The organism is Propionivibrio sp. (assembly GCF_049316945.1).
In the GTDB taxonomy this organism is placed as follows: Bacteria; Pseudomonadota; Gammaproteobacteria; order Burkholderiales; family Rhodocyclaceae; genus Propionivibrio.
In genome coordinates, this window is sequence record NZ_JBMOJE010000016.1 from 52,283 (window position 1) to 59,507 (window position 7,225).

Below are 7,225 nucleotides of genomic sequence, written 5' to 3' on the forward strand. Positions count from 1 at the left end.
CCAAAATGTCGATAGAAGTCCTTGGAAAGGGTGTTTTCGCCAACCGCTCATTTCTTCTGGTCGAGGATTTTGAGGCGATGCGAGTTATCCTGCGTGACCTCCTGCGACGTTGCGGCGCACGACGCATCGAAGTGGCTGCCAACGCCAGCGAAGCCATGAATATCCTGCGTCGTGGCAAGTGCGATGTGGTTCTCTGCGATTACCACTTGGGATCGGGCAAGAACGGTCAGCAGTTGCTTGCCGAAGCGCGACATGAGGGGCTGGTGAACGCTTCCAACATCTGGATCATGGTAACAGCTGAAAAAACTTCCGAAATGGTTACCGTGGCCGTCGAGCACCAGCCCGACAACTACCTGCTTAAGCCGGTCACCCAGGCGGCCCTTCAAAGCCGGCTGGAGAAACTCATCACGCGCAAATCCGCACTGTCGAATATTGCGGCTGCGATGCGTGCAAAGGAGTATTTGAAAGCCGTCGATCTCTGCAAGGTACGCATCAAGCAGGATCCAGGAAACTCGATGGAAATCCTGCGCATCAAAGCCGGTCTCTACCAGCTCATTGGCCAGCCCGACAAGTCGCGCAGTATTTTTGATGCCATTCTGGCACGGCACGACGTGCATTGGGCGCGCTTCGGCTTGGCCAAGTTGCATGTTCTTGAAGGCAGCCTTGGGCGTGCCCGCGACATGCTGGAACGACTGCTTGAGGACAACCCGAGCTATCTGGAAGCTTACGACTTGCTAGCGCATGCCTACCGGCGTCAAGGTGCCTGGCGCGACGCACAGCGGGTGTTGACCAAGGCCATCAATGCTTCGCCTAATTCCCCGGATCGACAGAACGCCTTGGGCGAAAGTGCCCTGCGTTGCGAAGACCTGAATATCGCAGAATCCGCTTTCAAGAAAGCGCTTAAGCTATCTGCCCAGAGCACACTAAAGACCTCAGCGCCCTATCTGGGGTTGGCTCGTGTTTTTACCGCACAAAGCAAACCCGAAGAAGCCCTGAAGCTGTTATCTCAACTGGCGAACGATATCGAGGGCGACGAGGCCAGTCTTCAGGGTAAAGCCGAGGAAGTTCGCGTCCACCATGCTTCAGGAAACGCTAAACAGGCAGAGGCTGCTGCAAAGGAGGTCACTTCCCGAATCCAGAGCGGGAGTCAAAACCTTTCCCCTGCCTCGACCCTGGACTTGGCTGAGACCTTCTTGCTGATGGGTAACAAGGAGACAGCCTGCAGCCTTATGCAATTTGTGGTGCGCAACAATCACGAGAATGAAGAATTGGCGAGGCGCGCCCTGGAAGTTTTCGACAAGGGCGGGCTGGGCGAGGAAGGTCGGGCGATGGTTCAATCCTCGCGGCAGCATGCCACCGAGGCCATGAACAATGGCGTTCGGCTTGCCAGCGAAGGCAAGCTGAACGAGGCGCTGGAGTTCCTTAATCAAGCTAAGGCGCTTATGCCACGCAACCCGCGTCTTCTGCTCAATCATGCCTATGTGGTCATCGCGCTATTGCAGAAGAATGGTTGGCGGCACGATATGGAAACCGACGCCCGTCGATCAATTACCATTGCTCGCCAGATCATGCCCGGTGAAAAACGTTGCGGTGAACTTCTGGCCAAGCTGGAATCCCTTCGCTGACAAGCTCGGTTGTTCACCGCATGAGCTCCTGCGGAGCTCATGGATGCCCGTGAGCCCCTATAGACCTTTGTAAAGTAGCGTTAGCTTGTATGTTGCGAAATCCCGGATTCGCTCCCTCTGGGCCCTGTACCACCGCTTTCTTCGCCAGCGAGCAATGCCCACCCAAGACCGCGCGTGGTGACGGGCCGGGTTTGCAGAATACTGACTTTGCCATTGGCAATCCCGAACTCGATATCCTGCGACAAAGCATAATGCTCTTCCAGGGCCATGGCGATGTTGGCCCGAATGTCTTCATTCGCCAGACATGGGACGTCACGCAGATCGCTGTCGACCGGTACGATTGACGTCCCCTTGCCGGAGGAATGCTGCTTGACCATGAACGCCTTCTTCCCGACGTGAACATTTGAAACCGAACCGTCAAATTTATCCACATAGTAACGGTCCACGTCTACCACTCCTGAAACTACTCCTTCGCCAAGTCCATACCCCGCTTCAATCACGATCACGTCTCTTCCGCTTACCGGATCCGTAGTAAAAATCACCCCGGAAACCTGCGACTCGAACATCTGCTGCACCACTATCGCCAGCTTGGCCGACCCTTGCCGAACAATGCGGTCGCTCCGGTAGAGCATTCCCCTGGTCAGCCAGAACGACGTCCAGACTTCCTTTATCCAATCCAATAGCTCCGCGGGGCTAACGAATAGATACGTTTCTGCCGCTCCGGCAAATGCCGCTTCTTCCGTGTCTTCCTGGAGACCGGAAGAGCGCACGCTCAAGAAGCTGTTGCTCAAGCCGGTCGATTCGACCGCCGCCATGATTTCCCGACCTACACCGTTCGCACTATCCAGATTCCCTCGGCGTATCAAGTCCCGAATTCTCGCCGAGGCGTCTGTAATCTTCATGCGCTTGTCTTCGTCCGGCATTTCTTGAGTCGCAAGGATCACCTCGATTTCCGACGTCAGGTGCAAATACGCCTCGCCAATGCCGTTCTCCTCAAGAAATCGATCGAAGGCAAAGGTGGTCACCATGAACGCTGGCGGAACCTGCGCACCATGACGCTTGACGATTTGTGCAATTTCTCCAAGATTTGCGCCTTTCCCGCCAACCAGCTCGACATAATCGGCATCAACCTCTTCCAGCAACAACACGGCGCGCCGAAATTGCGCTATCCGCGTTCTCTTCGCTCGCGTCAGTTCGCCCGCCTTGATTTGCAAGTGGGCGACCATTGCCTTTGCCAGCAGACCTTCCTCCCGCATGCGCTTGACAGCACCGCTCAGCGCCACCTGCACTTCGCGCTTCATCCTGTAATACGCATCTTCCAGTTGGCCGGCGGGATCTTCTATGTCGACGAATTCCTGCACACTGGCATAGTGGCTGAGCAGAAAGACTCTTCCAGTGGCGCCCGGATACCTGTCAGTCACGAATCGAACATGCGACCTCTCCATCGCCAGGATCAGATCTGCCTCGCCAATATCGGCTTCGGCAAGCCTTCTGCTGCGGTGATCCGAACCAATGATGCCGTCTTCGGACAGCAGCAGCGCCTGGCTGGTCTCGGACATCGGCCTGCCCTCAAACGCTGCGACACCACGGGAACATACCTCGACGCCCGTTATTGCCTCGGCAACCAGCATCTTCTTCAAGAGGATCTCGGCCAAAGGGCTACGGTCAATATTGGCCGTGCACACCAGCAAGACTTTCTGGGGCCTGATTTCCCTGGTGCCGTGTCCGAGACGACGCAGCGCCTTGCGGATCGCCGGCAGATCCGCTTCGGTCAAATTGCGCCCGCCCATGGCTTCAACTTCATGCAGTGCCGCGGCTCTCAGCAAGGCGATGCGTGGATGCCATCGCAATACCTGGATTCGCCTTTGGAATGCCTCCAGTCGCGCATCGCATAGATCGAGACTGTCAGCCAACATCGTGACCTGTGTCCACAGGCGCACGACCACGGCAATGGTGTTGAGCGCTCTCCAGAGTACCGTCAGCGCAGCAATGTGGTGCTCGACCTCGGACAACAATCCTTCGAGTTCGGCAAACGCGTTCCCGGAAACGGTCTGGATCAGCATGGCGATATTTTCAGTCCCGCCTTTCGCGAAGGCCTCTGTCGTTCCTCCCGCGGCAATCCCGCGGGGCGAACAACGAGCACGACGCACGATTTCAATCAGATGCTTTCGCACGCTGGGATTGACCCGCTTGTTCCATAGTGCTTCAGCCAATATCAGGACAAGGCCATCGGCAACAATCCCCGCGCGGCTATCCTGTTCATCCATAGCCAACGGCACTGCGGCCAGCCAGGCTTCCAGATCGGCCGGGGATTTTTCTCCCGAGACCACTTGATGAATCAATTTGTGCAGTGGCTCAATGAGGATTCCGGCCATCGGCATGATCGAGGCGATCCCCTGTGATGCCCAGACCATTACTACGCATCCCTCGCGAATTTCGAACGTCTCAGAAACCATCGACTCACTGACCCAGAAACCTTCGTCCGTCAGTGTGGTCTTGCCGGGATGCCTTTCTTCGATGCGGACCATGGTGCCCTCCGCTGATTGCACCCACTCGGCGTGCGGCAAAATCAGCGATGGGATGCCAAATTCCCGGGTCGTGACTCCGGCGTGGCTGAGCAGACCACCACTGGTTACCAGGACCGCTTCAGCGGCGCGAATGGCTTCAATGTCTTCGGGTGTCGTAAAAGGAACCAGCAGAACCCGCCCTTCGCGACCCTGCGGATTCAAGCAATAGTCACGATCAAATGTTATGCGCCCGATGCGGACGGATCCATCACCAACGGAAGCCAGCAGACCCCTTACAGTCTGGTCACTGAATCCAGCGGGCGCGCGTGCTTGTTCGACCAGCAAGCGGTGCGAAACAAGCTTGCGAAACGCAGGAACCTGGATTTTGGCTGGGACTGAATAAGCGCCTTTGCGCAGCATTCTCCTCAGGCCGGCAATGGACAGCCATTTGCCGCCGCTGGTTGGCGTCAGGTGATGGCCAAATGCATACAGGATCGAACGATCCTGATCGTCGGCCAAGCCATATAGCACCAGCCATTCGTCAGGTGCTATCTCGTGCTGGGCCCGCACCACCGTAAGCTGGTCGATGCTTCCGATCGTCTCGAAATCCAGATGCAGGTCGGCCTTCTTCAGCAGCACGGCGGTGCGCAAAGCTTCGTGCTCGCGGGCCAACACTCTGCGGATGATCTCCTTCAGCGGCTGGTAGGCCGGATTGCGCTCCAGGAACCCTCGATTGTCGAGCCGCAATTCTCCGCGAGCCAGTGCTTTGCGGCAGGGGCCATTGAAGAGCCGGTCAATAACCTCCTGCCCAACGCCGCCTGTTCCCGGCTGAATGACTGCCATGTCGAAGGTCCGCAGCAGCGCATTGAGCGCGAAATACAGACGGTGGCGGACCATCTGCCGTTCTTCGGAAACATACGAATTGAACTCGCGCAGAGCCATGGGGCCACTAAACTCACAGTACGTTTCGAATGGCATGCCTTGGCCGTGATAGGAGAACGGGATCATTCCCTCAACCAGAAACATCCGTGCCATCGCGCTTGCTAATTCGCTGATCTTCTCAGGACTCGCTTTGTACGGGAGTCCCGCGGATGGAACCCTTGCCAGAAAAAGATACGCCATGGCGTAGTCCAGATCGCGTAGCGACCATATGAGCCGCAAGACCACTATCAGCGCGCGCTCGATCTGGCGCTCAGTCCGTGCGCCATGATCCTTGTCCAGATAGCCTGTGACCAGGATTTCGACCAGGCTACTCTGGTCAAGGGTGACAGTCAGCCCGGCTTCTTTCAAGACCTTGCCGACAAACTCGGCGCGCAGCGCCTGCGCCAGCTCCGCCCCGCCCTGGAAACTTTGCAGCCGGATTAGTCCCTCGTCGTCCGGATCGGCAATATTGGCGAATAACTCTATGCGATGCTCTCCAAGTCTCACGCTGTAGGCAAGGTGATTGCCGATCAGCACGAACGTACCAGGACAGGGCCCCGCGAGCCACTGAGCTGCCTTTACAATCGTTGCCAGGCCGCGATGACGGATCAAGCCGTTGACGATGATCGGTGCGTCATCCAGTCTCGCTATCCGGATGTCCTCGGTCTTGTCGCCTCCGATACGGCCGAGAGTAACGCTCATGTCCGCGCGGGCAGTCGTCATCCGTTGTTCCAGCGCTCTATTGCCCATGTCATGCAAGAAGCGGATCAACGCATGCACAGTGGCTGGCTCGGCGAATGTTGAATCTGCGGAATCTGCAGTCTCCGCGATCCAGGTAATCTTGTGGCGCAGCACGGGGGGCAACTCCTCATGCTGCGACAGGCCATTCCACGAACTATCCAGGTCGTGCACGAGCTTGTTATGGAAGGCGATGGCTACCTCGGCATCAGCCGGATAAGCCACCTGCCGATACGCTTCGAGCATTTTGGCAAGCAGTGAAACGATGCTGAGCGCGGTCGATTTGGTCATTATGTCTGCATGGGAGACAATCAATTGCAGCGCATCGTAGTTGGGCTTGACCAGGTTATTCTGGATATTGAAATAGTGTGCACGCAGTTGGTGCCTGGCTTCGGGGCTGAACGACGGGTCCTGGGTAAGGTCGCCAAGCAATAGGTAGCATCCCGCGTCGCCGGTGCCTTCGCGCTGCAGCTTGCCGATACCGCCATCTTCGATCCAGGGCGGCATCTGCGAGCTGCTATGTTCCACCGGGTAGGCCAAATGATATCCGCCCAGATTGACTCCGGGATCGTGCAGATCGAGGACGGCGATCAAGCGCAACTTGTCCAGTCGGTCCCAGGATTTGGCAATGCTCATGAAGCGCTGCGCGCCAAGGGCACGGCGCGCGATGGCAAGATTCCTGATGAGGTCGGCAAGCGCCTCAGGGCTTTTCACGATCGACTGTGAGAAGCCCTGGCTGCTCATCTTCTTCAGGTCGAGCAGCCGGTGCAATCGGGCGACTGGCCGACTGCCGTATAGCGCTTCAAGCAGGTCGTAGGCTGCGGCAAAACGCGCTTCGAGGTCTTCTTCGATCACGGCCCTGACGGACTTGTCGGTTGCCCCGTGAAAGGCTTCGGCAATTTCTTCGTTATTGGCACCGCGTTTGTGGAGCGCGGCGATCAAATGGGGAATGCTTTTCTCAACATCCGCCATATCATCTGCCTTGTTTCCGTAACGGGTGGATTTATTCTATATTCAAAATTCCCTGACTGTATAGTGATCCCCGTTTTCAAGACCGAGGTTCTAGCTGGGCGCTGTTCTGATCATTCTTTCCTGATCCCTTGGCGCCGGTCCGCCTTGATTCTACTTGCCGGCACTGGCCAGTGCCGACCTCAGCATTTCGATGAACGCCAGCGTCCTGGCCGGGAGCAGGCGTCGGCCATGCGTTACGCACCAGACGGTTACGGTTGGCAGTTGCCATTCGGGCAGGACTCGCTTGAGCAGGCCCTGGTCGACCCATTGGCCGGCGAAACGATCTGTCAGCCCGACGATGCCCATGCCATGCACGGCGAGATGGCGTTGCAGGATCGGCGAGTTGGCTGCCAGAGGGCCGTCGGGCACAATGCTCTCAACCTAACAGACCGTTTGCATATTTCGTTGAATTTCTGAAGATTC

At 57.1% G+C, this 7,225-nt stretch carries 3 protein-coding genes; 1 reads left to right on the forward strand and 2 read right to left on the reverse strand.

Going from position 1 to position 7,225, the window contains the following annotated elements:
- Positions 1 to 5 precede the first annotated feature (5 nt).
- Positions 6 to 1,625: a tetratricopeptide repeat protein gene (locus ACOYNV_RS05855; RefSeq protein WP_422898815.1), complete on the forward strand. Its 1,620-nt coding sequence runs from the start codon at positions 6 to 8 to the stop codon at positions 1,623 to 1,625.
- A gap of 80 nt (positions 1,626 to 1,705) precedes the next feature.
- On the opposite strand, the gene ACOYNV_RS05860 is transcribed toward ACOYNV_RS05855, so the two are convergent.
- Both ACOYNV_RS05860 and ACOYNV_RS05865 read right to left on the reverse strand, forming a co-directional pair.
- Positions 1,706 to 6,763 (reverse strand): PEP/pyruvate-binding domain-containing protein, encoded by a 5,058-nt coding sequence (locus ACOYNV_RS05860; protein WP_422898816.1) that lies wholly within the window; start codon positions 6,761 to 6,763, stop codon positions 1,706 to 1,708.
- A gap of 150 nt (positions 6,764 to 6,913) precedes the next feature.
- Positions 6,914 to 7,171 (reverse strand): LysR substrate-binding domain-containing protein, encoded by a 258-nt coding sequence (locus ACOYNV_RS05865; protein WP_422898817.1) that lies wholly within the window; start codon positions 7,169 to 7,171, stop codon positions 6,914 to 6,916.
- Positions 7,172 to 7,225 lie beyond the last annotated feature (54 nt).

Excerpts from the sequence above, each read along its gene's own strand:
- ACOYNV_RS05855 (WP_422898815.1), top strand. The coding sequence starts at position 6 with ATGTCGATAGAAGTCCTTGGAAAGGGTGTTTTCGCCAACCGCTCATTT.
- ACOYNV_RS05860 (WP_422898816.1), bottom strand. The coding sequence starts at position 6,763 with ATGGCGGATGTTGAGAAAAGCATTCCCCATTTGATCGCCGCGCTCCAC.